We start from the raw sequence: 25,836 nt of genomic DNA on the forward strand, positions 1-25,836 counted from the left end.
CCCGGCGCGCCTTGTTTCCAATGTGACATGCGGGACTGTCCCTTTGTCACATTATGCGAACTGACTCAGATAGAGGTCGGCGTAAGCACCCTCGGCAGCCAGCAGTTCCTTATGCGTGCCTTGCTCGATAATGTTGCCGTGATCCATGACCAGAATCAGGTCGGCATCCACGATCGTCGACAGGCGATGTGCGATCACAAAGCTCGTGCGCCCATGCATGAGCGCGTCCATGGCACGGCCGATGGCAAGCTCGGTACGCGTGTCCACGCTCGACGTCGCCTCATCCAGAATGAGAATCGCCGGGTTGTTGAGCAGCACGCGCGCAATGGTCAGCAGCTGACGCTGGCCCTGGCTGATGCTTTCGGCATCATTGGCCACGCGCGTGTCGTAGCCCTGCGGCATGGTGCGCACAAAGAAGTCGACCTGCGCGGCGCGGGCGGCAGCCACGATCTCGTCGCGCGTTGCCTCGGGGCAGCCGTAGGCGATGTTTTCGGCAATCGTGCCGTCGAACAGCCAGGCGTCCTGCAGCACCATGCCAAACTGCTGACGTAGCTCACCGCGGTTCATGAGGCGCGTATCCACACCGTCGAGCGTAATGCGGCCGCCGTCAATCTCGTAGAAGCGCATGAGCAGGTTGATGAGCGTGGTCTTACCCGCACCCGTGGTTCCCACCACCGCAATCTTCTGACCCGGTTCGGCGGTAAACGACACGTCGCGCATGAGCGGCTTTTCGGGCGTGTAGCCAAAGCGCACATGCTCAAAAGCGACGCGGCCCTCCACGCGACCCGGCAGATTGGCAGCCTCGCCCGGCTGCGGATCGGCCTCCATCTCGGGCTCATCGAGCAGGTCGAACACGCGCTCCGCACTCGCCAGCGCGCTCTGCAGCGAGTTGAAAGTGAACGACAGCTGCGTCATGGGTTCGGACGCCTCGTAGATAAACTGGAAGAACGCCTGGAACACGCCGACGGTCATGTGACCGGCAACCAGCATGCTGCAGCCCACGAGCGCAATCACGATCTGCGCCAGGCGACCGATAAAGCGAACCGCGGGTCCGACGGCGTTGATCATAAAGTCGGCCTTGGTGCTCACGCGGGCCAGCTCGCCCGAGGCCTCGTGCACCTCGGCAGAGCTCTGGTGCTCACGGTTGAATGCGCGAATCACCAAACGGCCCGAATAGCCTTCCTCGACCGCGCTCGTGATTTTGGACACCCACTCCTGACGCTCGCCCGTCACATCATGCGTACGGCGCGAAACCACCTTGGTCACCAGCAGCGATACCGCCGTAAAACCCAAAAAGATCAACGTGAGCCTAACGCTATAGACGAACATCATGATGATGGCGCCCGTCACGGTACCGATCGATACCAGCAGCTGCAGCAATCCGCGCTGCATACTCTCGGACATCTTGTCCAAGTCGTTGGTCGCGCGGCTGACCACTTCGCCGGGGCGATGCGCGTCAAAGTAGGCGAGCGGCAGGCGGCTGAGCTTCTGCGCGATGCGGTTGCGCAGACGCAAGTTGAGTCGCTCAGCGACGCTCGACATCAAAAAGCTCTGGAGCGCATAGAACGAGGCAGCGGCCGTCCAAATCAAAAAGTAGATGAAGATAGTCCTGCCGCAGTTCTCCCAGGTGATGCTGAAGGTGGCGTTGTTGGCAAACGCCACCTGAATGTGGCCCCACAGCTCATCGATCACGCGGGCGCTATATGCCGGCGCGGCGGTGTTAAAGATGACATAGAACACAATGCTCGCGAACACGATATAGAAGCGCCAATGGTCGCCGGCAGCCTCACTCCACAGGCGGCGCACCGTCGCCCAGGTATCCCGAGGCGTCTCGTCCTCGTCTTCGTCGTCCACGTCGCGCATACGCTCTGCCTCGGCGCGGGCGCGCTCGTCCTCGGCACGTTCGTTTTCCTCGTAGAGCGCTTGGCGGCGAGCCTCGCGCTCGGCTGCAGCCTTGGCGGCGTCATCCAGCTCGGTCGACGCGGCAGCCGTTTCCTCGACCAGTCCCGCGGCAGCGGCGTCATCAACGCCGCCCTGCTTCTTGAGCTCCTCGGTCATGCTACTCACCTCCCTTCATCTGCGATTCCGCGATGGCGCGGTACACCTCGCAGGTTTCCATAAGCTCGCCATGCGTGCCCAGACCCACAACCTCGCCATCCTTGAGCACGACGATCTGGTCGGCGTGCAAGATCGTCGAGATGCGCTGCGCGATGATGAGCACCGCAGCGTCACGCGTCTCGTCTTGCAACGCATGGCGCAGGGCGGCATCGGTCTTAAAGTCCAGGGCCGAAAAACTGTCATCGAAGATATATAGATCGGCATGCTTCATGAGCGCACGGGCGATTGCCAAACGCTGGCGCTGGCCGCCCGAAAAGTTCGTACCGCCCTGCGCCACCGGGGTATCGAGCCCCTGCGGTTGGTCGAGTACAAAGGTGCTCTGGGCAACCTCAAGCGCGTGAAGCATGTCGCCCTCGGTCGCGCCTTCGTTACCAAAGCGAAGGTTGCTCGCCACCGTGCCCGAGAACAGCCACGCCTTCTGCGGCACATAGGCAATGCGCCCGCGGATTTCGTCTTGCGTAAGCTCGCGTAGGTCCACACCATTCAGGCGAATGGAGCCCTTGGTGGCATCGTGGAAGCGCAGCAGAAGCTTTGCCACCGTCGATTTGCCCGAGCCTGTCGAGCCAACGATCGCGGTGGTCTGCCCGCGACGACAGGCAAAGCTCAGGTCGCACAGGGTGTCCTCGTCAGCATCGTCAAAGCGAAACGACATGTGATCGAACACGGCAACCGCATCGACCCCGTCCTTTGAGTCGGACGCGGCCGCATCAAGCGTACGCTGGCCATCGACGATGCTCGGCTCAATCTCCAGCACTTGGTGTGCACGGCTTAGGCATGCCGCGGCACGCGGAAGCGTCAGCACCACCATCTGGGCCATCATCACAAAGAACAGGATCAGAATTGCATACTCCAGCACCGCCGAGATACTCGCAATCTGCATGGCGTGGGCGCCTACGCGGTTGCCGCCCACCCACAGCACCGCCACCTCGGCGATGTTCATCAAAAAGAAGCTTGAGCTGTCGAGGCCCACAAACAGGTGGTTGACTTTGATGGCGTTGGCGGCGTATTCGCTAAACACCTCGTCCAGACGCCGTTCCTCGTGGCGCTCCTTGTTAAACGCACGGATGACGCGCACGCCCACAATATTCTCGCGCAGCACCACGTTCATGCGGTCGATAAAGCCCTGTAGGCGCATAAAAATCGGCGCCGCGTTGGCAACCGTAAAGACCGCCGCCACCAGCACAATCGCAACGACTACGCCCAGAAGCGTGCCCATGGCAGGATCGATGAACCAAGCAAAAATGATGCCCGCGACGGCCAAGAACGGCACCGGCAGCACCAACTGAATCGTCTGCAGGATAGCCTGCTGAATCACGTTGATGTCGTTGAGCGAGCGCGTGATCATCGATCCGGTGCCAAAGCGCTCAAAATCGCTGGCCGCGAGCTCGAGCGATTTGTCGTACACGGCATTGCGGATATCGCAAGCCACGTTGGCGGCCAGGCGCGCCGAAAGATAGCAGCCCAGCACCGTGCCGCCGCTAGCCATGCTGGTCGCGATAAACATGTATAGGCCGTTGCGTAAAATGTAGTCGACATCGCCCGTGGTAATACCGGTGTTGACCATGTTCGCCAGCATCGTGGGAACCAACAGCGTACCGACGTTATCCACCAGCAGCACCAGCAGCGTCACTGCGACAAGCCCTCGATATGGCTTCATAAACCTCATTAGCAGTCGCACGACTCCCCCTCACCTTGATTCTCGGCTTGGCTCTCGGCAGCGATATGCTGCTTAAAGGCACCGCACTCATCGCCGAGCGCATGGGAAAATTTTCCGATCAAGCGCATAATCTCGCGCTGCTCACACGGCTCAAGCGCGCCAAAGGCTCGCTGCTCGGCCTTGAGTGCCGGCAGCGCATAACGCTCGGCAAATCGCCTGCCCTCTTCGGTCAGGCTCACAACCTTGTTCTTACGACTGCCTTCGGCAAACTCCAACGTTGCGAAACCCCGCGCCGTCAAGGTTTTAATTGCCGAGTTGATGGTCTGCTTGCTGTAGAACCATTCGCTTGTCAGACGGCTTACGGCAATACTGCCGCCCGCCGTGCTGGCGTCGACGAGCATCCAATAGGCGCAGTCCGAAAGGCCGCAGGCGCGCGAGAACTCCGAATAGATATGGTCGAGTCCATTGATCAACCGGTCGAAGTCGACCAGCGCAACCGCACTATTCATCTATCCCACCATTCGATTGTCCGATTTTTGACCAATTATGTGTCTCTAGATTAGTCCGAGTTTTGACTATCGTCAACAGGCTCTCCGCGAATGCGTGCATTTTTATGGCCTATCGGCAGAAAAAGACCGCCGGCGCGGGGGCGGCGCCAGCGGTCACGTGAAAATCGGGTTTTATTGCCTGTTAAGCGGCGACGGCCTCATAGACCGTAGCGCCCGAGAAGCTGTCATGCAGGCTCTTGCCGGCAATCCACGGCAGCTCGACGACCTCGCAGACCGTGTTGACCAGCTCGGAGCAGTCAGTAAAGTGGCCCTTGTCGTTGAGGGCCTCGCAATCCTGAACACGCCAATAGCCATCGGTGTGCGTGATGTAGTACTCGTGATCGTTGATCGACACGAAAGCGCGCGTCTTGGAACGCAGCAGCTTCAGAAATCCTTCGAAGTCGGTCTCGACGACATCTCCAGCCTGGAACATGATGTTACCTCCTGGCCCGGCGCCACCATGGCGCGTTGATAAACGTTGGTGCTCCTTTAGTAAAACCTTTATCAGAGGTTATGCGTTCGTCATTTAGGCAAGTGGTAAAAAACCGCAGGGTAGACGGGATAAAACGTTTAACCATCCCATTTGTTTGTCACATTCTGAAGGTACTTTTATGCAAACCCACTTTCCCAATTGGAATCCATCCTTTTGGCCGGGCAATTGACCGTCTATCGTTTGAGCCCGACGGGTATGAACGTGGCATCTGCAACGCCACCGCAAGGAGACACCATGGAGACCATCGAAGCGCTCATTCACCGCCGCAGCTGCCGCAACTACAGCGATCGTCCCGTCGAGGCCGAAAAGCTTGCGCGTATTATCGAAGCCGGCCAATATGCACCGAGCGGCATGGGCCGCCAACCGGTGACGTTTGTCGCCGTCACCGACCCCGCGACCGTCGAGCGTCTCTCACAGCTCAACGCCCAGGTCATGGGCAGCAACAGCGACCCCTTCTATGGCGCCAAGACCGTTGTGGTGGTGCTGGTTGACCGCAGCGTGCCCACACATCTGGAAGACGGCTCGCTCGCCATGGGCAACCTGCTCAACGCCGCCTATGCACTGGGTGTCGATTCGTGCTGGATTCACCGCGCGCATGAGGTCTTTGACTCGCCCGAGGGCCTGGAGCTGCTGGCCAGCTGGGGCCTGCCCGCCGACGGCAGCCTGCGCGGTGTCGGTAACTGCATTCTTGGCTACGCCGAGGACACGCTACCCGAGGCAAAGCCGCGCCGCGACAACGTGGTGTACGTAAAGTAATCAGAACCACCCTTAAAAAGGGTGGTTTGCTCTTAGGGTATAACCCACGGGCCCCGGGCTCGCGTCTAAAGGCGCGGGCCCGGACTTCGTCCAGGCCTAGTGCATCTTGACCCGTGGCGCGCCGGTCGAACCGGCAGCATCACCCCCTCTTGAAGGGGTCCTCGTACTCCTTCACGCTCAGCTTGTCCAGCGCGATGTCGTGGGACTCCTGCTCCCTGATGTACTTGGCGATCGTCGCCTCGTTCAGGCCGACGGTGGACACGCAGTGGCCCTCCGCCCAGAACTTCCTGTTGCCGAACTTGTACTTCATGTTCGCGTGCCTGTCGAATATCATCAGCGAGCTCTTCCCCTTCAGGTAGCCCATGACGCTCGCGACGCTGTACTTCGGCGGGATCGCCAGCAGCACGTGCACGTGGTCGGGCATCAGGTGCCCCTCGATTATCTCGATCCCCTTGTACTCGCACAGCTTCCTGAGGATCTCCCCTATGTCGCTCCTGATTTGGTTGTAGATCACTTTGCGCCTATACTTCGGCGTGAACACGATGTGGTACTTGCACATCCACTTCGTGTGGGAAAGGCTGTAGGCCTTCTGGGCCATGGCGACCACCCCTTCGACTCGAATTCTTGACGGCCTGAACAATCGTCAATATCGGTCGGAGGGGTGGCTTTGTAAAGCCGTTTGTCTCCACCCGCGTAGCGGGTGGTTTAAAGCTGGCCGCTGCGCGGCCAGCGGACTAAAGTCTTGAATCAGAACCACCCTTAAAAAGGGTGGTTTGCTCTTAGGGTATAACCCACGGGCCCCGGGCTCGCGTCTAAAGGCGCGGGCCCGGACTTCGTCCAGGCCTAGTGCATCTTGACCCGTGGCGCGCCGGTCGAACCGGCAGCATCACCCCCTCTTGAAGGGGTCCTCGTACTCCTTCACGCTCAGCTTGTCCAGCGCGATGTCGTGGGACTCCTGCTCCCTGATGTACTTGGCGATCGTCGCCTCGTTCAGGCCGACGGTGGACACGCAGTGGCCCTCCGCCCAGAACCTCCTGTTGCCGAACTTGTACTTCATGTTCGCGTGCCTGTCGAATATCATCAGCGAGCTCTTCCCCTTCAGGTAGCCCATGACGCTCGCGACGCTGTACTTCGGCGGGATCGCCAGCAGCACGTGCACGTGGTCGGGCATCAGGTGCCCCTCGATTATCTCGATCCCCTTGTACTCGCACAGCTTCCTGAGGATCTCCCCTATGTCGCTCCTGATTTGGTTGTAGATCACTTTGCGCCTATACTTCGGCGTGAACACGATGTGGTACTTGCACATCCACTTCGTGTGGGAAAGGCTGTAGGCCTTCTGGGCCATGGCGACCACCCCTTCGACTCGAATTCTTGACGGCCTGAACAATCGTCAATATCGGTCGGAGGGGTGGCTTTGTAAAGCCGTTTGTCTCCACCCGCGTAGCGGGTGGTTTAAAGCTGGCCGCTGCGCGGCCAGCGGACTAAAGTCTTGAATTAGTTCCGCCGTTCTACCGAACGGCGGACCCGCTGAAAGGCCCCGTCCCAAATTTGCTGCCCCACTCGCAACTTATCCCGCCGATGGAGTTGTTGCCGTTTCATTTGCCTGGGCCGTTTCGGCGTCGTCGCCTTGCTTGTCTTCGTCCTTTTGCGCATCGGCGATGGTGGAGGCCGCCGCAACGATACCACGCTGGGGCGCGACGCCCGTCTGGGTCTGAGCGCCCTCGACAACTTCTGTACCTGCATGCGCGAGCTCGGGCGATTTAAACACTGCGTCCAAGTTGGCGCCACCGCCGGCATAGCCAAGCGCAGCGAGTGCGATGACGATCACTGCAACGGCGGCCACGATCGGCACGTAGCGATGCCAGCCGGCGGGATTGAGCCCGCTGCGGCGAGCCGCCCCGCGGCTGATGTAGCCGAGCGTTCCGTCGTGCTTGAGCTTTGAGCCCACCACGCGTTTGCGGCCCCACAGCGAGGACTCTGCCTGCATTGCCAAGCGGGCGCTTGCCGAAGGATAGCCGTATTTAGTGCGCTTGAACGAGCCATCAAACCCCGAGGCGTGTTTGCCCCACGTCACCGATGTCGTGCGTCGGTTGACCGGCGCGGCACTCCGCCTTCTGCGGCTCGGTTTTGAAGTCTCAGCCATATGCCCTCGCACGCCGTAACCAAATCGAAACAATAACGCTTTGGACTGTAGCACACGCGTCGCGCGCGGTCACGGGCGCCTCGCTCAACGGTCATCGTCCTTCAGCAAGCGCCACAGAGTTGTACGGCTTATGCCCAGCACCTCCGCCGCACGGGTTCGGTTGCCGTGGAGATGGTCTACAACCAGATGCGCGATATCTCGCTCGGTATCGGCCAGCGGTCGCAGGATATACAGGTCACTTTCGAGCGTCGGGGCGCCAAAGGTTGCGGTCTTAATCACGTCCTCTTGGGCGAGCACTTCCTCCGCCACAGCGCGGTCCACCGTGCCCGCCCCCACCAATATATACAGTCGTTCCGAGACCTCGCGGAGCTGCAGATAGTTGCGCGGCCAGCGATAGCCGTTGAGCGTCTTCGTCGCCGCGGCAGACAGCGCGGGCGTTGCCGTCCCAAATGCATCAGCGAGATATTCCAAATAGCGCGCAACCTTCGTCGACGCGGCTCCCTGCTCGGCGATTGCCGGCGCCACGCTCACCGCACAGGCGAAGCGCTCGGTCACAAAGGCGGCTTGATCACTTTCGCTGCCGCCCGGCATGTCATTCGCCGTCAGCACCACATGGCAGCGCGTCGCCAACGCGGTGTCGGCCATCGTGGAGACCAGCTCGCGGAGGCGCTGGGGGCCAACCGCGTTCCAGCCCTCAATGCAAAGGGTCAGCCCTGTTTGGAACAACGGCGATTCGGCGCTTTTGAGCACATGGCGCCAACCGCGCTCGGTGAGCTCATCGAGCGCAACGGAAACAAAGGGCTGACCGGCAAAAGGACCGTCCAGATAGAGGCGCTTGGCGATCTCGACCTGACCCGCTCCCAGCTCGCCCTCGAGCATAAGGGGCACACCGCGCGCGTAACTCTCTGCAACCGGCGCAGCCACCGAGGCCGCCCCCTCAGCGATGCCGTACGCGCTCGATTCGTAGCGGGCCTCAACCTCGTCGGCGTTGAGCCACTCGATGCCCGCATGCGCCGCGGCGCCGCGCACCTCGCGGACCACGACGGCCCAAAGGCCCCCGCCCTCTTTGTCGGTGGGGCGAACGGTCAGGCTCAGGCGCGTACCCGCGCGCCCCATAACAAGACGCGCGCCGTCTCCTATACGGTCGAGGCGTTCGGCAACAAAAGTCGCCACATCCCGCTCAAGCGCCGCGTCATTCATGGTCGAGATCGCGACGTCCCCACGCGCATCGATTGCCAATGCCGAGGCCCCGGCAGCAGCCAGGGCCTCGGTCAAGATGTTCAGCTTGGCATCGCTATCCATGATTCGCCTCTGTCCGCAGCGACGTGCAACCGCCGACGGTCGCACGACCGAGTGTTTCAAAATTGAACGATATTGCTCACCAAACACTATAGGGCAGAAAGCGCCGTCCTGCGAGTATAGGTGTTGCCCCGCATCGCCATCCTGGCGGGGCGATAAGAGCTCTTCGGGACTTATAAACCTGCGGACAAGCCATACCCGCAAGAGCTCCTATCGCTCCACCGTGAGAATGCGCTCACCAGCACGCAGCACGCAAATAAGCTACTTCTCTACCAGATTCCCAGCACGTGCTGCATTCCCAAACTCATGCACGCAATGCCAATCCAGCAGCAAAAGCCCAGCGCGATGGGCTTGCCGCCCTTTTTGACCAGCTCAACGATATCGGTATTAAAACCAATAGCCGCCATGGCCATCACAATAAAGAATTTCGACAGCTCCTTGATGGGCGCCGTGATGGACACGGGAAGCTGAAACACCGTGGTGATCACACTCGCCAGCACAAAGAACAGCACAAACATGGGAAACGCGCGTTTAAGCGAGAACGTGCTCCTATCGTCGCCGCCGGCCTTGCGCGCCAGATGCATCTGCCAGCAAGCAAGCGCCAGCGTGATGGGAATGATGGCCAGCGTCCTGGTGAGCTTGACCACCGTGGCGCTCTCGAGCACATTGGCGCCGGGATGCATGCTGTCCCAGGCGCTCGCCGCAGCCGTTACGGACGAGGTATCGTTGATGGCGGTGCCGGCAAACAGGCCAAAGCCCTCGTTGGTCAGCCCGAGCATGCCGCCGAGCGTCGGAAACACGAGCGCCGCGATAACGTTAAACAGGAAGATGACCGAAATAGCCTGGGCAATCTCGCGATCGTCGGCATCGATGACGGGTGCGGTCGCGGCGATGGCAGAACCGCCGCAAATCGACGAACCCACACCCACAAGCGTCGCGATCTTACCCGGCACGTTCATGACGCGGCAGAGCACAAAGGCGATGACAAGCGAGGTCGAGATCGTCGCCACGATAATCGGCAGCGACTGGGCGCCCTTGGACAGGATCTGGGAGAGGTTCATGCCAAAGCCAAGCAGGATAACCGCGTACTGCAAGACTTTTTTGGACGTATAGGTAATGCCGGCGGCGAGCTGTTCGCGACGATTCTTGGGAAAGACGAGCGCCAGGACCATGCCAAAGAGGATGGCAAATACCGGCCCGCCGACCACCTCAATTTGTTTGCCGAGCAACGTCGCGGGGATAGCGATGATCAGGCAGAACAAGACGCCTTTCCAGCGCTCGCGTACGATGTTTGCCAGTTGCATATGGGATTCCTTCTTTCTATTTCACGTTTGCGACGGCTTATGATACGGCAACATTGAGCGCAGCCTTGCGCAAACACAGACTAAGATGCCGCAATAGTTCTCAGGCAACAGCCGAATTACCCACCGCGGAAAGCTGATTCGCGGCATAATTAACAACTGACATATGAGTTTGATAGAACAGTTGCGAGGCGCTATGGAAGAATCGATGCACGTCGGCGAGCAGGAAACGAGCCTACAGGACCAGTCCTACCACACCATTCGACGCAAAATCGTCTACCTGGACTACAAGCCGGGCGAAAAGCTGGGCGTCAAGCAACTTTGCGATGACCTGGATATGGGGCGCACGCCCGTGCGCGAGGCTTTGGTTCGCTTGGCGCAGGAAGGCCTGGTGCGCACCGTGCCCCAAAGCGGCACCTACGTCTCACCCATCAACCTCACCCTTGCCGAGAGTGCCTGCTACATTCGCGAGCACCTGGAAAAACAGGTAATTGTGGAGTGCTGCGCCCGTGCCACGTCGGCCGGCATCGAGCAGCTCGACCGCGCCATCGCGCTGCAGGAAAAGGCCATGGCCGAAGAGGATCGCATCGGCTTCTTTTTGAGCGACAACCTCATGCATCACATGATTTTTAGCATCGCATGTCGCAGCACCGTGTGGTCGTGGCTCGAAGAGACCAATGCCGACTTGGAGCGCTTCCGCTGGCTGCGCGCTGCCACGCAGGTTCTCGACAATCAGGACATCGTGAACGAACACAAGCAGATTCGCCGCGCTATCGCCGGTCGCGACCCCATCGAAGCGAGCTTTTTGGTCAGCAAGCACCTGCATATGATGTTCCGCAACCAGACCGAGGTTCTGGACCAGTTCCCCGAGTACTTCGAGACCAGCAAGCTCCGCTAACCTGCCAAAAAGGGACAGGTTTATTTTGGCAGGTTTTATCTGGGAAAACGCAAATAGGCCCGACTCCGTCTTGATGCGGAGCCGGGCCTTAGTTGTTAGAACGACGGAACCAACTACTCGACCGTGACGCTCTTGGCGAGGTTTCGGGGCTGGTCGACGTCGCAGCCGCGCAGGATGGCGACCTCGCGTGCGAGCAGCTGCAGAGGAACGCTCGCCGTGATGGGGCTGAACACGTCGCGGACTGCTGGCACGCGGATAATGCAGTCGGCGATCTTGTTGATCTCCTCGTCGCCCTCGGTGGCAACGACGATGACCTTGGCACCGCGCGCCTTGCACTCCATAAGGTTCGACACGGTCTTGTCGTAGGTGGCACTCTTGGTGGCCACAGCGATGACAGGGAAGCCCGGGTCGATCAGGGCAATGGGGCCGTGCTTCATCTCGCCGGCGGCGTAGGCCTCGGCGTGCAGGTAGCTGACCTCCTTGAGCTTGAGCGCACCCTCGTAGGAAATAGCGGCACCCATGCCGCGGCCCACGAACAGCGCCGACTGCGCATCCTTGCACAGCAGGGCAGCCTCATGCACGGCATCGGTCTGCGTGTCCAAAATCCACTGGATCTGCTCGGCAGTATCGGAAAGCTCGCGGAACAGCATGCGTGCCTGTTTGGTGGTCAGGCGGTACTTGACCTGCGCCAGCAGCAGGGCCAGCAGCGTCAGGCTCACAACCTGGCCGATGAAGCTCTTGGTCGAGGCGACCGCGATCTCCTTGTTGGCCTTGGTGTAGATGACGCCGTCGCTCTCACGCGCCACGGGGCTGCCCACCACGTTGGTGATGCCGAAGACCTTGGCACCCTTGATGCGCGCGTCGCGAATGGCGGCAAGGGTATCGGCCGTCTCGCCCGACTGGGACACGGCAACGACAAGCGTCGTCGGCGTAATGATGGGGTTGCGATAACGGAACTCGCTGGCCGCCTCCACCTCGGTGGGGATGCGAGCCCAGCCCTCAATGAGATTCTTGGCAATGAGGCCAGCGTGATAGCTGGTGCCGCAAGCGATCACGTAGACGCGGTCGATGTCGTTGAGCTCCTCGAGCGAAAGGCCCAGCTCGTCGATGTCGAGCTCGCCGGCCGGCGTCATACGACCAACCAGCGTGTCGCGCACGACGCGCGGCTGCTCGTGAATCTCCTTGAGCATAAAGTCGGGATAACCGCCTTTTTCTGCCATGTCCAGGTCCCAATCGATGTGGGTGACCTTGGGCTCGATAACGTTGCCGGCCTCGTCGGTGTACTCGACGCCTGCGGGCGTGAGCTTGGCAAACTGACCGTCCTCGAGCACCACGACATCGCGGGTGGCGTCGATGAGCGCGATGACATCGGAAGCAACATAGGAGCCGGTTTCGCCCACACCGACTACGATCGGGGAATCCTTGCGGGCCACGGCGATCACGCCGGGCTCGTCAGCGCACACGGCGGCCAGACCATAGGCACCGACCACGTGGGTGCAAGCCTCGCGCACGGAGGCCATCAGGTCGTGCGTCTCGGCATAGGCCTCTTCGATCAGATGCGCGAAGACCTCGGTATCGGTCTCGCTCTTAAAGTGGTGGCCTCGACCCTCCAACTCTTCGCGCAGCTCGGCGAAGTTCTCGATGATGCCGTTGTGGACGATGGCGATACGACCGTCGCAGCTGGTGTGGGGGTGAGCGTTAACGACGGAGGGCTTGCCGTGGGTGGCCCAACGGGTGTGGCCGATACCGCAGGTAGCGTCGCTGTCGATGTTGGAAAGCTCGCTCTCCAAGCCCGCGACCTTGCCCACGCGGCGGATGACGTCGAGGTGCACCGCGGCGTCCTCGCCCACCTCGAGCGCGACGCCCGAGGAGTCATAGCCGCGATACTCCATACGCTTGAGGCCCGTGACCAGGATGTTCTTTGCAATATCAGAGCCGGTGTAGCCGACGATTCCGCACATAAGATAAATCCCTTCGTTCGCGTGACTGCAAGACGTCCACGCACAAAGGGCGCTGAGACGTACAACGTTCGAGTATTGTACTCACGCAAACGCAAGCTGATATACCAGAAGTGGTATCTCAACTTAGATACCACTCGATGCACACACGTCCAGCCGGTCCAAACCACCACAAAGGTACCTGCCCCCTTCGTGGTGGTCGCGCTGGCAACAGCGTTTCCCCAGATAAAACCTGCCAAAATAAACCTGTCCCTTTTTGGAAGGTTTGGGATGCTACAATCTGGCTTGTACTTGAAACGCATCAAAGGGGCCGCTATGGCAAAGGTTAAAATCAGCGACGTCGCGCGCGAAGCCGGGGTTTCGTTGGGCACGGTTTCCAACGCGCTCAACCATCCCGAAAAGCTGCGCCCCGAGACCCTCAAGCTCATCAACGAGACCATCAGTCGCCTTGGCTACCTGCCCAACCAAAGCGCTCGTCAGCTCGCGGGCGGCGCCACCAAGTCCTTTGGCCTGGTGCTCCCCCGTCTCGATCACGGCTTTTCGCTCCAAATCGCCAGCGGCGCCCACAACGAGGCCCGCAAGCACGGCTACGACTTGCTCATCGCCAACGCCGATAACGACGATATTCTCGAGGACCATTACCTGCGCTACTTTATGGGCACCCAGATGTCCGGCGTCATGGTTCAGCCCATGGCATCCCCCGACTGGCACCCCGCCATGACCAAGATGCCCGTGCCGATCGTCCATCTGGACATCCATTGCTCCGAGCCCGGCTACTACGTAGCGGCCGACAATGAGGCCCAGGGTCGCATCATTGCCGAACTTGCCATCGCCCGCGGCGCGCACCATATTGTCGTCGTCGGCCGAGCAGCATTTATGCAACTCACCCTGCGCGTCCTTGGCATTCATAAGGCGCTCGCCCTGCACCCCGATATCAAGATCGAAGTCATCGACGCCGGCGAATGGAATACCGCTGCCGACGGCTACGGCATCGGTGCCCAAATCGCCGAGCGCCCCGCGGACGAACGTCCCGATTTTGTCGTCGGCCTGACCGACGTGCTGGCCTCGGGCGTTATCTCGGCATTGGTCGACAAAGGCATCTCCGTCCCCGAGCAGGTTCGCGTGGCCGGATGCGACGGCAACCCGCTCGCTTGGAGCGGATCGGTCCCACTCACTACGGTAGCGCCCCCGGGCTACGAGATTGGCCGCAAGGGTGTCCAACTGCTGATGGAGCAAATCGAGAACAAGGCCCCGGCAAAGATCAAGCATATCCGTGTCGGCTCCGCAGTGCGTACCGTCACCGCAGTCGCCGCCGAGGATATCAACCGCCAAGAACTGGTACGTCCGTTCCTGCTGGAACGCGCCAGCACCCGGGCAAGCAGCCAGACCGACGCCACGGCCATCAACCTCGGCGCGTATCTATAGCACGCCCGCAAGTATGCTAAGTCGCCGCTCAAGCAAAAGAGGCCCGACCATTGCCGGACCCCTTTTGTTTGAGCGCAAACGTAAGCAATTGCTCGTTTCAACGCCGCAATTGTCTAGCGCACGGCCTTGACCGCCGCCGCCAGATCGAACAGCGTATCGAGCACGGCCTCGCAGCCATCCACCACGTCCTGCGGCAGCGGCACGATATCGGGGACGGCAAAGACATGGCAGCCGGCCGTAATGCCCGAGACGCAGCCGTTGCGCGAATCCTCGACCACGGCACATTCCTCGGGAGCAAAGCCCGCGCGCTCGCAGGCGAGCAGATACATCTCGGGGTCGGGCTTGCCGTGCACGACGTCCTCGCCACACGTTACCGTTTCAAACTTGTCAAAGAGGCCAACCATCTTAAGGTTGCGCTCGGCCGTAACGAGGCGCGACGACGTCGCTAGACCAACGTGATAGCCCGCAGCCAGCAGCTCGTCTAGGCACTCGGCGGCGCCGGCCTTAAGTTCCAGTTCGGTCTTGACCATCTCGTCGCGAATCTCCTTGTGGCGGACATAGACCGCCTCGGTGGTTTCGTGGCTGCCGTAATGCTCATCAAGGATGTCCATGACATCGGGCAGCGTGCGGCCGATAAACTGATGGATCAGCGCTTCATCAATCGCGAGCCCCAGCTCAGCGGCGCCTGCCTTCCAGGCCTTAATCCCCAAACGCTCGGTATCGACCAGCGTTCCATCCATGTCAAAAATAACAGCCTTGATCATATCGGTCCCCCATCGACTCTCGCTGTCGCGTTGCTGCAACTCTACCGCATTTGGCAACTTGTATATAACGTATATACCATATTGCACTTTCGTTACACAGATAGAAGTCTTATGGCAAGTAACGCATTAGGATTATAGTTTTCGATCGAGTACTCAACGATAAGGAACGTTTCATGATTTTAGACACCACGGCACCCGCAGAGGAGCTTCAAGACAAGCTATCGGCGCTCGAACAGCTGCTTTTGGCATACGGGCGCGTGGCTATCGGGTTTTCCGGCGGCGTTGACAGCAGCTTTTTGGCCGCCGTATGCGCCCGCATCATGCCTACCAATACCCTCCTCGTCCATCTCACCACGCCGCTCATCGGCACGCCCGAGCAGGCTTCGTTTGAGCAGTCCGTTGATGGACAAGCCAATGAAGGGGCGCATTTTAAGCTCCCCGTGCTCAATCTTTCGGTCGATCAGTTGCAGCTCCCCCAAGTAGCCTGCAACGATGCCAATCGCTGCTACCACTGCAAGCACGCTGGCTTTACCGCCATCGTCAACCACGCCAAGTCGCTCGGCTTTCCCACCGTCATCGATGGCAGCAATGCAAGCGATCGCGGTGACTACCGCCCCGGCATGCGTGCGGCAGAAGAGCTCGGCGTACGCTCACCCCTTATGGAGGTCGGCTTTACCAAGGACGAAGAGCGCGAGCTGCTGCGCGCATGGGGTTATCCCGTTTGGAACCTGCCGGCGGGAGCATGTCTTGCCACGCGCGTCCCCACGGGCGAGGAGCTTACGCGCGAGAAGGTCTCCCTGATTCGCGCCTGCGAGGATTACCTGCACGATCTTGATCTGGCACAGGTACGCGCGCGCCTGGTCGGCGGCTGCATGCATATCGAGGCCGCACCCGCAGATGTCGCCAAGATTGCCACCCTCGGCGGTGCCGCCGTCGACGACAAGGGCAAGACCCCGCTGCCCGCCGTTATCAAGTCCGCGCTGCGCGAACTGGGCTGCGACCATATCTCCCCCGAGGTCACCCCCTACATTCACGGCAACATGAATCTTTAAGTTACGCCGTTTTACAAACGGCGTAACCGCTCGGCGCTGCGCAGGCCCCGGGCACGGCAATCTGACGCTCAACTTCACGGGCGCGACCAAAAGGTCAGCGCCCGCTTGTTTCACGTCACCTTACCGCACCCGGAGCCCGCTCGCTCGCATATGCTCAACCTGCACTGCGTTAACTGACCTGCCAAAAAGGAACAGGTTTATTTTGGCAGGTTTTATCTGGGGAAATATCGCGAGGCAGTCGCTCCCCTAGCACCCATCAAACTTCGAGAGACGATAGAGGGGCAATTCGGCTGCATCTACTTCTTCCGATAGCGGCGGTTGCGGCTCGTCGATGAACCCATTACTTCGATGAGCCCTTTATCCGTCATTTTTGGCAGATGGTAGCTGACGGACGAATTTTGGCATTCCGTCTCTCTAAAACAAGGCGCTCATCTCTCTAACTTTAGAGAGATGAGCGCCTTGTTTTAGAGAGACATTAAGAGAGATGTATCGAATTCGCTGCTAGATTGCCTAATGCTATCTCTCTAACCAACCTTCTCTTTAGAGAGACATTTAGCGAGATGAGCGCGACCTCTCTAATCATGGGCTCCACTCTTTAAGGTGCACACTTCCTAACCGTGCCCTAAGTTGCGGTGAAATAGTCCCCGATTAACCTGCCAAAAAGGGACAGGTTTATTTTGGCAGGTTTTATCTGGGGAAACGCAAATAGGGCCGTGACACCCATACGGCGTCGCGGCCCTTTTCCTTGGAGAAGGATCAATTGATTGAACGGGATGACCGTTCTAGTCTTCGAGTCCGCTATTGATGAGCTCCGCAATCTCAACGGGATCGGTGCTCGCGCGCACCTTGTCACGGAAGCCGGCGTCCATCAGCATCACGGCAGCCTTGGAGAGCAAGCGCAGGTGCGTGGTTCCTGCCTCGCCGGCAGGCACGTACAGCGCGAGCGCAACATCGACGGGCACACCATCGAAGCTCGGCCATTCAACGGGCTCGACCAGCTTAAGCACGGCAACGCCCGGCGTGTGGATAGCATCGCTTTTGGCATGTGGAACGGCAAAACCGGCGACAAGGCCAGTCTCGGCCTCGTTCTCGCGAGCCATGAAGGCAGTCTCTACGGCAGATGCGTCGTCAGCAAAGCCGAGCTCGACGGCCTGATCGGACAAATAATGCAGGGCATCCTCGCGCGAGGCGGCGGTATACCCTATCGTCACTTGGTTGGCAGATACAAATCCCATGGAAACCTTCCTTACAACACAGACCTGACCGCAGCTTCGATGCCGTCGGCGTCCAAACCGTACTTGTGCAGCAAATCGACCGCAGGGCCGGACTCGCCATACACATCGCGCACGCCGACGCGACGCATCGGCACCGGATACTGCTCCGCTAGCACCGAGGCAACGGCCTCGCCAAGACCGCCGATAATCGAATGCTCCTCGGCAGTGACCACGCGACCGGTCTTCTTGGCGCTGGCTACAACCAGGCGTTCGTCGAGCGGCTTGATCGTATGCATGTTGATGACCTCGGCATCGATGCCATCGGCAGCGAGCGCCTCGGCAGCCTCAAGCGCCTCGGCGACCATAAGGCCACAAGCGATGATGGTCACATCGGACCCCTCGCGCACGACCACGCCGCGACCAATCTTGAACTCATAGTCCTCGCAGTCGTTGATGACCGGTGTTGCCAGGCGGCCGAAGCGCATGTAAACCGGGCCCTCAAACTCATAGGCGGCGCGCACACAGGCACGAGCCTCGACGTCGTCGGCGGGAACGACCACCGTCATACCCGGAATCGTGCGCATGAGTGCGATATCCTCGCAGCACTGGTGCGTGGCGCCGTCCTCGCCCACCGAAATGCCGGCATGAGTAGCGCCAATCTTGACGTTGAGGTGCGGGTAGCCGATGGAATTGCGGACCTGCTCGTAGGCGCGACCGGCGGCAAACATCGCAAAGGTGCTCGCAAAAGCAACGCGGCCCGTGGTCGCGATGCCGGCGGCAAGACCCATCAGGTTGCTCTCGGCAATGCCGGCGTCGTAGAAGCGCTCAGGGTGCGCAGCCTTAAACTTACCGGTCTGCGTGGCGGCGGCCAGGTCGGCATCGAGAACCACAAAGTCATCGCGCTCATTGCCCAGCTCGACAAGTGCCTCGCCATAGCTAACGCGCGTGGCGACTTTCTTGACGTCTGCCATTAGAGCTCCTCCCCTGCTGCTGCGAGCTCGGCCATGGCCTGCTCAAACTGTTCATCGTTGGGTGCCTTGCCGTGCCAGCCCACCTGGTTTTCCATAAAGGAGACGCCCTTGCCCTTCACCGTCTCGGCGATAATGGCCACGGGCGAGTCGCTCACTTTGCGGGCCTCGGCAAAGGCGGCGGCAATCTGCGCCATGTCGTTACCGTCGGCGAGCTCGATCACATGCCACTTAAAGGCGCGGAACTTGTCAGCGAGCGGCATGGCCGAGTTGACCTCATCGATCGTGCCGTCAATCTGCAAGCCGTTGTGGTCGACGACGGCAACAAGATTGTCGAGCGCATGGTTGCCGGCAAACATGGCCGCCTCCCACACCTGGCCCTCCTCGCACTCACCGTCGCCCAGCAACGTGTAGACACGGTAGCCGTCGCCCCAGTGCTTAGCGGCAAGCGCCATTCCAACTGCAGCAGAGATGCCCTGACCGAGCGATCCGGTGGACATATCGATGCCCGGGGTGTCATTCATGTTGGGATGGCCCTGCAGTCGGCTGCCAATATGGCGGAGCGTCTCGAGCTCTTCGACGGGAAAATAGCCGCGATTTGCCAACACCGAATACAGGCCCGGCGCCGCGTGACCCTTGGAGAGCACAAAGCGATCGCGATCGGCCTTGTGAGGGTCGGCAGGATCGATATTCATTTCCTCAAAGTACAGATACGTCATGATGTCGGCAGCACCGAGCGATCCACCCGGATGTCCCGACTTGGCCGCGTGAACCGCAGTCACGACACCCTTCCTGACCTCATTGGCGACCTTCGCCAGCTCCTGGTTGGTCATACGAATTCCTCTCTTGAGAACAACCCCGGCACCGGATGACGCGATGCCGGGGCAATCCACTCGTTAAGCCTGAGCGACGACCTTCTGCCAGTCAGCCTCGAACGAGGCAAGGCCCTGGTCGGTCAGCGGGTGATGTAGGCATTTCTTAAGAGCAGCCATGGGGACGGTCGCAATATCAGCGCCGAGCAGCGCCGCCTGGGTCACGTGGTTAGGCGTGCGAACGGATGCGGTAATAATCTCGACGGTGTCATCGACGTTTTTGCCAGTCCAGTCATAGTTCTTGATGCAGGTCACAACGTTGTCGAGCTGCGAGATACCGTCCTCGGCGATGTCATCGAAGCGTCCCACAAACGGGCTGATGTAGCGAGCGCCGGCGTTGGCGGCCATCAAGGCCTGGGTCGGCGAGAAAACAAGCGTCATGTTGACGCGCACGCCTGCGTCGGCCAGGGCGCGGCAGGCGGCGAGGCCGGCCTCGCAGACGGGGAGCTTGACCACAATGTTGGGGGCGAGGGCGGCAAGGCGCTTCCCCTCCTCGATCATGCCCTCGGCCGTGGTGGCGGTAGACTCGGCAGACACGGGCAGACCCTCGCAGAGCTCGGCAATCTTGAGCATATGGGGCTCAAAGTCGGCGAGCTTACCGCCGGTCTTGGCATACAGGGACGGGTTGGTGGTGACGCCGGCAAGGCAGCCCCAGCTCTTAGCCTCGGCGATCTCGTCAAGGTTGGCGGTATCGATAAAGAACTTCATGGTGCAAACTCCTTCGAAGGAATCCAAAACTCAAAAAATAGGACAAAGGGGATGTCCCTTTGTCCTATGTGCCGGGCCTGCAGCTGGGACATGCCCCAGGCCCGGCGTCGTGTAGGGAAAGCTACCTAGTCCTCGAGAGCCTTCTCGATGCGGCTCGTGACGCCCTTGAGGTTAAGACCGACGACGTACTGCTTGATCGGGCGCTTGATGTGCTCGATCACAAAGCGCTTGCCGTCGATATCCTGAGCGGCGAGGTTGCGGTAGAGCTTCTCGACCTGCTCCTTGACCTCGGGATCGTTGAACGCGTAGTGGCCGGAGACATCCAGGATCTTCAGACTGAGCTCATCGTCGGCAAGGATGTCATCGACCTGCAGGTTGACGTCGTCGCCAGTCATCCACTTGCGCCAGCGCTCGGTCTTGATGGCCTTGACCAGCAGCGTGTGATACAGGTCGGAGGGATCATCGCACAGGCCATTGTCGACCAGAATCTGCTCGGTAGCGCAGAGCTTGAGGTAAGCGCGGGTCTCCTCGGTGCCGTACTGAGGGGCGACATTGGAGGCCGTCACGTGAGCCGGGATGTGCTCGAGCAGCGTCGCGTCATCCAGATAGTCGGCGTTGTGCTCCTTCAGGCCCACGCCGTAGCGCTTAGCCATGTCGGCGAGCTCGCGGGCATTCTTGAAGTTGTAATGACCGACCTGCTCGGTCCAACGGGTGAGCGTACCGGTCTGGCCGACGATAAAGGTGGGCATGGGGCAGCCGCGCTTCTCGAGCTCGGGCTGCAGCTGAGAAATGAACTCCTCGTACTTATCGGTAGAGGTCAAGCCGCCATTGGTCTCCTCGGTACCGACCTCATAGGCAACCTCGGGCAGGTTATGCTCGCGACGGTACTGCTCAAGGTAGTCGATAAGATCGATCGTGCGGCGAAGCACCACGTCGAGCGGAATAACCTTGCCGATCTGATAGGGGTCCTTGGTGGGGTCGACCATCAGCAGGTCAAAGCCTGCCTCCATGTCGGCGACGAAGGACTTGCGGGCGAGCTCCATGGCCTCGTCCTCGGGCAGGTGGGCGTTACGCTCCTCGTCGCGCTGCCACGGACCGCCGTGATCGCGGCACAGGTAGTACGGACCGGTGTAACCCACCTCGTCGGCGACCTTCTTGATGTCGGCGGCAAAGCGCGTCTGGTCCCAACCGTTGACGTAGCCGGCGCCCATCTCGTCCATATCGACCTGGTTGCGGCTAGCGATAAACATGGGCGGGAAATCCTCGTCCTTGGCAAGCTCGAACACGGCCTGAATCAGGTTGGGGCTCATGGGGCCAATGCCGACCATGGTTGCGTGATCGCCGCTATCCTGCAGCTTGAGCATGCCCTGAACGGCCTGGCGGATGGTGAGGTTGGACATTTTGTTCTCCTTCTCCAGAGGATTTTTGACAAAAGTTCCCTGGGACCCAGATGTGGGCCCTATCGGTACGGATGGATTTTGTTGTGTAGGGGCGGTTGTGCGGAGTCAAATCCATCCCTCCGCACAACCGGAGTCCTTAAAGGTTTACTTGGCCTGCTTATCGAGCGTGGGCTTCATGGCAATCAGGATTGCAGCGGCAACCACGGCACCAATCACGATGTCCAGGCAGAACAGCGCGACGTTGTTGGTGGCAAGGGCGACGATAAAGCCACCGTGCGGGACGTAGCAGTCGATACCCTGGAAGGCGGCAAGCGCCGCACCCACGGCAGAGCCGATGCAAATGCCGGGAAGGGTGTGACCGAGGTCCTTGACCGCGAAGGGGATAGCGCCCTCGGTAATACCGATGCAGCCCATGAACAGTGCGGAGATACCCATCTGGCGATCGGCGTCATCGAACTTGTTCTTGGCGATGAGCGCAGCGAGGCCACAGGCAATCGGAGGAACGGCGACGGCGACGCGGAACATACCATTAGGACCGTAGATGCCGGAGGCCATGATGGCCATAGTAAAGGTCGAAGCGGTCTTGTTGATGGGGCCACCCATATCGAAGGCGGTCATAACGCCAATGACCAGACCCAGGACAACGGCGGAACCGCCCTGCAGGCTGCCGAGCACGCCGGTGAGCCAGTCCATCACAAAGCCAAGCGGCGTGGCCAGGATGTAGATATAGGCCATGCCCAGGACAAGCGAGGTCAGAATCGGGATAATCAGGATGGGCATGATGGTCTGGATGGTGTTGTTGACCTTCCAGGTCTTCATCCAGCGGACAAAGTAGCCGCAGATGACCGCCATGATCATGGCGCCCAGGAAACCAGTCGAAACGCTGTTGCCGCTAGGGGTAACGACCGCGTTGTTGACCAGATAGCCCAAGACAAAACCGGGGGCGAGCGCGGGCTTGCCGGCCATCGAGTAGGAGATATATGCCGCAAGCACCGGGATCATCATGGAGATGCCGGCCATACCGATGGTGTTAAGGCTCACCATCAGCGGGTTCGTGACCTCCATACCATTGGCGCCGGCGGTGCCGGATGCCAGCGAGAAGGCAAGGAACACGCCGCCGATAACGACAATGGGGATAAAATAGGAAACGCCGGTATTGAATGCATTGAGCAGTGTCTTGCCAGGATCGGCAAAGATGGACTGCTTGGACGCCGGTGTCGGGGCCTGCGGGGCAGCGGAGACGGCCTTCTTCTCTGCCTTGGCCTCGGCCTTGGGCGCGTCAACGGCGCCGCCCGTCGCCTTGATGATCTCAATAGCCTGGTCGATGATCTTTGCCGGATCGGCGATTACATCCGAGGTACCGACCTTCAGGAACTTGCCCTCGGCCATCTTCTGCTCAAAACGGTCCTCATTCTCGACACCCACGTCGACGGACTCGAGTACCAGGTCGGCGGAATCAACGTCTTCCTGTGTCAGCTCGTTCTCGATACCCAGACCACCCTGAGCCTCGACTTTGCACTCGATGCCACGAGCGGCGCATTCATCCTGAATCGCCTTCTGTGCCATATACGTGTGGGCGATACCCACGGTACAGGCGGCAACGCCTACGATCTTCATTGCTTCCCTCTTTTCATAGAGTTGCGTGCGCAAGATACCGTTTGCGGAGGCCTCCGGAGCATCCCCTGCCGTTTGGACTTGCTGTCTTTTCGACAAGACCAATATAGATTTCCAACATCGATAAATCGAGTTCATTTCGGTAAACGCGCAGGTCAGAGCGCTAGTTATGCAATTTAGTTATACGCTTAACCTAAAATGAATCCTGCGTTTTTGACCCTTTTCTTAAAAGTCAAGAAGTATTTGATTTTCTCGGTAGACGGCAGTCCTGCATGCCCGCCACAAATTTCGGAGCCCACGAATACGGTATTGCTGCATACTCATGGAAGGGCGAAAGGACGGACAGAATCGCGTTCCTGCAACCCGAATGCGAACCACCGTGCCAAGAAACGCAATTTGTCGAAAGGAGCCGCTGTGGCCAAACAGCGCGTTACGATTGCAGACGTCGCCCGCGAGGCGGGGACTTCAACAGCCAGCGTCTCGTATTACCTCAACGACAAACGAGACAAGCTCAGCGACAAAACACAGGCAAAGATCGCGCACGTTATAAAAGAGCTGGGATATATCCCCAACGCCCAGGCGCAAACACTCACCGGCAAGCACACCCACGTCATAGCCATCATCATCTTGGATAACACCAACAAATGGGCGGGGCTCGTCCTCAACGGCATGGAACAGGTCATGCTCCCCGCGGGTTACCAGACGGTCGTCTGCACCAGCAATTTCAACCCCGAGACCGAGCTCATGTATGTCGACAAAATGCTCTCGCTCGGCGTTGATGGCTTTATCATCCAGCCCACGGCCAACTTCAAGGCCGTCCACGACCGCATCGAGCGTGCCGGTAAGCCTGTTGTCTTTTTTGACGCGGCCATCTACAGCCCGGGTACCAGCTGGATCAAGACTAACCTCTATGACGGCGTGTACAATGCCACGCAGGCGCTTCTCGATGCCGGCTACGAGGACTTTTTCTCCATCGCCGCCAACATGACCGAAATGCGCACCCGTATGGAGCGTTTTCAGGGATATGCCGAGGCGTTGGCTGCCAGCGGACAAATCTACAGAGCCATTCCCATCGACCACAGCAAACCGTCGGTCCATGAACTCACCGCGTACTTTAAGTACAAGCTTAATCCCGCCAAGCGCACACTTATTTTCGTACAAAATCAGTGGGCACTCCCCCGTGTCTACAAAGCACTTCAGCCCATGGCCCATCTGCTTCCACAGCAAATCGGTCTTTTGGGACTCAACTGCGAAGACTGGACCAACCTCACCACCCCGACCGTCTCCACGATCATAGAACCCGTCGACCAGGAAGGCAGAGAGGCAGCCGAAATGCTCCTCGCGCTGCTCGACGGCAGCAGCACGCCCGGCGAGCAGCGCATTCTTGAGTGCAAGCTCAACTGGCTCGACTCCACCTCGATCTAGCCCACAGAACAAACCCACCAGCATCCCAACACCCCAATAAGTTGCGGTGAAATAGTTCCTGTTTAACGGCTTTCTGCGGCCAAACAGGAACTATTCCACCGCAACTTTATTTGGGACAAAGTTATCAGAAGTGTTTGTCCCAAATCTTAAGTATTTGTTCGATCGAATGACCCGCGACGGCACCTGCTAGACTGGTAGATTCCCAACCGACTATCCAGGAGCCGCAATGTCGCGCAAGTCCGCCTACAAGCAAGTTCTTTCCATCGGCACCGCCGTGGTGCTGGGATTTGCGTTGTTTACGGGATCGATTGACGGAGCCCCCAAGCTGCTGTCGCCGCAAAGTGATGAGCAGGCGGCAGCTCTGGCCGAGAAGCAAAATGAAAGCCCTAGCCGCACCGACGACGAGGCCGATCTGGTCGCCCGACTCGAATCGGGAACGGCGAGCTCCGCGGACTCCGATGGCGGCGAGGATACCGGCGATGGCTCTGAGCCCACCACAACCGACACCGGCGACGCTGCCACGGACAGCACCGTCACCCCCATCGACGAGGTCGAAAACCCCGACCTCAACCGTGCCCGAGGCGTATATCTCAGCAGCATTCCCGACTATGCGGGCAACCCCTATGTCGCCCTGCGAGCCGATAGCACACATCCGCTGGGCACGCCGTCGTTCACGCTCGATGAATACGAGCGTGCAACGGAAGAAGACTGCTTTAAGAAGTTCTCCAAGCTCGACAGCCTAGGTCGCACCCGCAAGGCGCTCGCCTGCGTGGGTCCCGAGTCGCTCGGCCAGTGCAAGCGCGGCGACATCTCGCGTATCCACCCTGCCGGCTGGCACCAGCAGCGCTATGACTTCATCCCGGGCCAGAGCCTCTATAACCGATGCCACCTCATCGCATGGTCGCTCTGCGGCGAAAACGCCAACCGCAAGAATCTCCTCACCGGCACACGCTATCTCAACGAGACGGGCATGCTGCCTTTTGAGGAACAGACCCTCGACTATATCCGTGACACGGGCAACCATGTGCTCTACCGCGTCACGCCCATGTACAACGAGGATGAGCTCGTTTGCCGCGGCGTACGCCTGGAGGCGCAATCGGTCGAGGACCATGGCAAGACGCTCTGCTTCCACGTGTACTGCTATAACCTGCAGCCGCATGTGCAGATCGACTACGCCACTGGCCGCAATCAGGCTTCGGGGGATTAGAGTCGACCACGCCGCC

Annotated in this window: 23 protein-coding genes; 6 read left to right on the forward strand and 17 right to left on the reverse strand. The window is 59.7% G+C overall.

Translation table 11 applies throughout. From position 1 onward, the window contains the following. Nucleotides 1-51 precede the first annotated feature (51 nt). The 4 genes from OIL88_01360 to OIL88_01375 all read right to left on the reverse strand — a co-directional run bounded on the left by OIL88_01360 (nt 52) and on the right by OIL88_01375 (nt 4,756). Nucleotides 52-2,058, reverse strand: a complete 2,007-nt coding sequence (locus OIL88_01360) for an ABC transporter ATP-binding protein/permease (GenBank protein HJI71032.1) — start codon at nt 2,056-2,058, stop codon at nt 52-54. 1 nt (nt 2,059) lies between these two features. Next, nucleotides 2,060-3,784 carry an ABC transporter ATP-binding protein/permease gene (locus OIL88_01365; protein HJI71033.1) on the reverse strand — a complete coding sequence of 575 codons (1,725 nt, stop codon included), beginning with the start codon at nt 3,782-3,784 and terminating at the stop codon, nt 2,060-2,062. After that, a complete protein-coding gene (locus OIL88_01370; protein ID HJI71034.1) occupies nt 3,784-4,284 on the reverse strand; it encodes a MarR family winged helix-turn-helix transcriptional regulator in 501 nt (166 codons plus the stop codon). Before OIL88_01370 ends, OIL88_01365 begins: the two co-directional genes overlap by 1 nt. 181 nt (nt 4,285-4,465) lie before the next feature. Beyond that, entirely contained in the window at nt 4,466-4,756 is a 291-nt protein-coding gene (locus tag OIL88_01375; protein HJI71035.1) for a CDP-alcohol phosphatidyltransferase, read from the reverse strand. A gap of 294 nt (nt 4,757-5,050) precedes the next feature. Here OIL88_01375 and OIL88_01380 point away from each other — a divergent pair, with 294 nt between their 5' ends. Continuing rightward, complete coding sequence (locus OIL88_01380; GenBank protein ID HJI71036.1) at nt 5,051-5,572, forward strand: nitroreductase family protein; 522 nt, start codon at nt 5,051-5,053, stop codon at nt 5,570-5,572. 139 nt (nt 5,573-5,711) lie between these two features. Here OIL88_01380 and tnpA (OIL88_01385) read toward each other — a convergent pair whose 3' ends face one another. From tnpA (OIL88_01385) to OIL88_01405, 5 genes are all read right to left on the reverse strand, one after another. After that, entirely contained in the window at nt 5,712-6,170 is a 459-nt protein-coding gene (gene tnpA / locus OIL88_01385; protein HJI71037.1) for an IS200/IS605 family transposase, read from the reverse strand. 288 nt (nt 6,171-6,458) lie between these two features. Next, a complete protein-coding gene (tnpA, locus tag OIL88_01390) occupies nt 6,459-6,917 on the reverse strand; it encodes an IS200/IS605 family transposase (GenBank protein ID HJI71038.1) in 459 nt (152 codons plus the stop codon). 222 nt (nt 6,918-7,139) lie between these two features. Continuing rightward, entirely contained in the window at nt 7,140-7,715 is a 576-nt protein-coding gene (locus OIL88_01395; GenBank protein ID HJI71039.1) for a hypothetical protein, read from the reverse strand. A gap of 84 nt (nt 7,716-7,799) precedes the next feature. Continuing rightward, the gene (locus OIL88_01400) at nt 7,800-9,017 is read right to left on the reverse strand and encodes a hypothetical protein (GenBank protein HJI71040.1); all 1,218 of its coding nucleotides are present in this window, start codon (nt 9,015-9,017) and stop codon (nt 7,800-7,802) included. A gap of 266 nt (nt 9,018-9,283) precedes the next feature. Then, nucleotides 9,284-10,318: a YeiH family protein gene (locus OIL88_01405; protein HJI71041.1), complete on the reverse strand. Its 1,035-nt coding sequence runs from the start codon at nt 10,316-10,318 to the stop codon at nt 9,284-9,286. A gap of 193 nt (nt 10,319-10,511) precedes the next feature. On the opposite strand from OIL88_01405, the gene OIL88_01410 reads away from it, so the two are divergent. Beyond that, complete coding sequence (locus tag OIL88_01410; protein HJI71042.1) at nt 10,512-11,213, forward strand: GntR family transcriptional regulator; 702 nt, start codon at nt 10,512-10,514, stop codon at nt 11,211-11,213. A gap of 113 nt (nt 11,214-11,326) precedes the next feature. On the opposite strand, the gene glmS is transcribed toward OIL88_01410, so the two are convergent. Continuing rightward, nucleotides 11,327-13,174: a glutamine--fructose-6-phosphate transaminase (isomerizing) gene (gene glmS, locus OIL88_01415; protein ID HJI71043.1), complete on the reverse strand. Its 1,848-nt coding sequence runs from the start codon at nt 13,172-13,174 to the stop codon at nt 11,327-11,329. A 312-nt stretch (nt 13,175-13,486) separates the two neighbouring features. Here glmS and OIL88_01420 point away from each other — a divergent pair, with 312 nt between their 5' ends. Next, on the forward strand, nt 13,487-14,596 hold the full coding sequence (locus OIL88_01420) for a LacI family transcriptional regulator (GenBank protein ID HJI71044.1): 1,110 nt from the start codon (nt 13,487-13,489) through the stop codon (nt 14,594-14,596). A 113-nt stretch (nt 14,597-14,709) separates the two neighbouring features. On the opposite strand, the gene OIL88_01425 is transcribed toward OIL88_01420, so the two are convergent. Further along, nucleotides 14,710-15,360 (reverse strand): HAD family phosphatase, encoded by a 651-nt coding sequence (locus OIL88_01425; protein HJI71045.1) that lies wholly within the window; start codon nt 15,358-15,360, stop codon nt 14,710-14,712. Between the two features lie 173 nt (nt 15,361-15,533). Here OIL88_01425 and OIL88_01430 point away from each other — a divergent pair, with 173 nt between their 5' ends. Continuing rightward, entirely contained in the window at nt 15,534-16,412 is an 879-nt protein-coding gene (locus OIL88_01430) for an ATP-dependent sacrificial sulfur transferase LarE (protein ID HJI71046.1), read from the forward strand. A gap of 782 nt (nt 16,413-17,194) precedes the next feature. Here the strand turns inward: OIL88_01430 and OIL88_01435 are convergent. The 6 genes from OIL88_01435 to OIL88_01460 all read right to left on the reverse strand — a co-directional run bounded on the left by OIL88_01435 (nt 17,195) and on the right by OIL88_01460 (nt 23,191). Then, the gene (locus tag OIL88_01435; protein HJI71047.1) at nt 17,195-17,647 is read right to left on the reverse strand and encodes a PTS sugar transporter subunit IIA; all 453 of its coding nucleotides are present in this window, start codon (nt 17,645-17,647) and stop codon (nt 17,195-17,197) included. 11 nt (nt 17,648-17,658) lie between these two features. Then, entirely contained in the window at nt 17,659-18,597 is a 939-nt protein-coding gene (locus OIL88_01440) for a transketolase family protein (protein HJI71048.1), read from the reverse strand. Beyond that, a complete protein-coding gene (locus OIL88_01445; GenBank protein ID HJI71049.1) occupies nt 18,597-19,427 on the reverse strand; it encodes a transketolase in 831 nt (276 codons plus the stop codon). The genes OIL88_01440 and OIL88_01445 overlap by 1 nt, the downstream gene beginning before the upstream one ends. 63 nt (nt 19,428-19,490) lie before the next feature. Next, nucleotides 19,491-20,174, reverse strand: coding sequence for a fructose-6-phosphate aldolase (gene fsa, locus OIL88_01450; protein ID HJI71050.1), 684 nt, complete (start codon nt 20,172-20,174; stop codon nt 19,491-19,493). Between the two features lie 125 nt (nt 20,175-20,299). Next, the gene (locus tag OIL88_01455) at nt 20,300-21,574 is read right to left on the reverse strand and encodes a class II D-tagatose-bisphosphate aldolase, non-catalytic subunit (GenBank protein ID HJI71051.1); all 1,275 of its coding nucleotides are present in this window, start codon (nt 21,572-21,574) and stop codon (nt 20,300-20,302) included. A 144-nt stretch (nt 21,575-21,718) separates the two neighbouring features. Further along, nucleotides 21,719-23,191, reverse strand: a complete 1,473-nt coding sequence (locus OIL88_01460) for a fructose-specific PTS transporter subunit EIIC (GenBank protein ID HJI71052.1) — start codon at nt 23,189-23,191, stop codon at nt 21,719-21,721. A 411-nt stretch (nt 23,192-23,602) separates the two neighbouring features. Here OIL88_01460 and OIL88_01465 point away from each other — a divergent pair, with 411 nt between their 5' ends. Both OIL88_01465 and OIL88_01470 read left to right on the forward strand, forming a co-directional pair. Continuing rightward, nucleotides 23,603-24,613: a LacI family DNA-binding transcriptional regulator gene (locus OIL88_01465; GenBank protein ID HJI71053.1), complete on the forward strand. Its 1,011-nt coding sequence runs from the start codon at nt 23,603-23,605 to the stop codon at nt 24,611-24,613. Between the two features lie 226 nt (nt 24,614-24,839). Further along, nucleotides 24,840-25,820 (forward strand): DNA/RNA non-specific endonuclease, encoded by a 981-nt coding sequence (locus OIL88_01470; protein ID HJI71054.1) that lies wholly within the window; start codon nt 24,840-24,842, stop codon nt 25,818-25,820. Nucleotides 25,821-25,836: the final 16 nt, after the last annotated feature.

The sequence above is a fragment of the Coriobacteriaceae bacterium genome, from assembly GCA_025992855.1.
Taxonomy (GTDB): domain Bacteria; phylum Actinomycetota; class Coriobacteriia; order Coriobacteriales; family Coriobacteriaceae; genus Collinsella.